The 1,682-nt window shown below is 48.2% G+C and carries 3 protein-coding genes; all 3 read left to right on the top strand.

The annotated features are described in order from the left end of the window. Positions 1-190: LysM peptidoglycan-binding domain-containing protein (locus ACFV61_RS35925; protein WP_380496379.1), on the top strand; the 190-nt coding region annotated here is incomplete at its 5' end. An 8-nt stretch (positions 191-198) separates the two neighbouring features. Then, a complete protein-coding gene (locus ACFV61_RS35920) occupies positions 199-1,023 on the top strand; it encodes a glycoside hydrolase family 73 protein (protein ID WP_376642737.1) in 825 nt (274 codons plus the stop codon). Beyond that, a partial coding sequence (locus ACFV61_RS35915) for a hypothetical protein (RefSeq protein WP_380496377.1) occupies positions 992-1,682 on the top strand: 691 nt, incomplete at its 3' end. The genes ACFV61_RS35920 and ACFV61_RS35915, both read left to right, overlap by 32 nt.

Raw genomic sequence — 1,682 nt, 5'->3', positions numbered from 1 at the left:
AGAGAAAAAACCGTATACAACAAAATACAAAACGGTGACGGTGAAAAAAGGTGACACGTTGTCAGAATTGACGCAGAAATATGGTAAGGGTGGTACAAAAGCCGCGTATATGGAAACAGCCAAGTTTAACAAACTCAAAGACCCGAACAAAATTAAACCGGGTCAGAAAATCAAAATCCTGACAAAGTAGGTGGAAGTATGGGCGTAAATATAAAGCCGTTTATCAAAGACGCGCAAGCCATACAGAAAGAAACTGGCATCCCTGCATCCATCATACTGGGTCAAATCATGTTAGAATCAGGCGGTTCAAACCCGGGCGGATTGTCCGGGCTTGCCTACTACTCTAAGAACCTATTTGGAATAAAGGGAAGAGGTACAGCAGGAAGTGCCACGATGGGTACGACCGAAGTATATAACGGTAAGACCTATCACGTGAAGGATGGCTTTGCAAAGTACAACAGCTATCAAGATTCCATACGCGCCCACGCGGAACTATTATCCAAGCCGCGTTATGCGTCAAAGCTGAAGAACGCAAAAAGCGTTGAGGACTATGCGAAGGGAATCAAAGCTGGAGGGTATGCAACAGACCCTAACTATGTAAATAAGCTTCTCGGCATTATCAGCAGTAACAACCTTCACCAGTACGATGATAAGGACATTACATTCAAAGGAACGTCAGGAGCCGGGGCGACAGGTGGGGATTCTTCATCTTCAGGCACTGACGACAAATCATATTTATCAAATATCATGTTCGGCGTTTTCAGATGGTCTCTTATTCTCGGGCTTGCTATCATTGCAATCGTGTTCTTTATGAAAGCCTTCCCAGCAGTCGGAGACGTTGCGAAAGGTACAGCATCCACCGCAATGGATTTTGTTCCGGGTGGTCGTGCTGTCAAATCTGTTTCTAAGGGAGCCAAAGCCATTAAGAAAGGACGCAGCGCGTCAAACCACATCAAGAAAGCCGCTACAATAGCAAAAGGAGTGAACAAGAATGCCGGAACTAGTCAAACAGCCGGGGGATGACCATAAAAAGAGTACATGGCGTGAACAGACCGTCACCATGCTACCGGGCGACATTACAACGGTTTATTTTGACGACACAAAGCCGAACCATTCAGCCATAACAAATAACACAAGTCAGATCGTGTACGTACACGATCGCCCGAGCGTGTCGCCTAACAATTATCTTTTAGCCGTAGCGCCGGGGTCAACAAAGCTTTTGGCGCGACCGCTCGGCTATCACACAATCTACCTTGACGCCGCGATCGTGCAGCCCGAAAAAGTCCGGGTCGAATCTTGGATTGAGAAATTTACAGCGTCATCTATACCACAGTCCATTGACACCGTTCAGCTTGGGCAGATGACAGGAACCGTAGATATATCAGCGTTACCGCCGCTTGCGGCAGGCGACAAGCATATTGGGAGTGTTGAGATAGATAAGCCTGTCACACTCGGCGGGTCTTCTATCCCGGCGACACAACCTGTACCAACTCGGGAAGCCGGAATGAATGACTTTAGGGTTGGTGGGGTGAGTGTAGGCGTCACGCCTGTAATGGCAAAGTCAGGTTCTAGCAAACTGACAAACCGCCGAGAGTTGACGATCTACCCGCCTAACTCGGGTGTCATTTATTGGGGTAAGCAGGGTGTCGAGACGACTACAGGTGCGCCGCTCACGGCTAACG

The sequence above is a fragment of the Kitasatospora sp. NPDC059817 genome (assembly GCF_042731835.1).
Taxonomy (GTDB): domain Bacteria; phylum Actinomycetota; class Actinomycetes; order Streptomycetales; family Streptomycetaceae; genus Kitasatospora.
The sequence above is the reverse complement of the archived record's forward strand: the minus strand, read 5'-3'. Positions and strand labels throughout refer to the sequence as shown.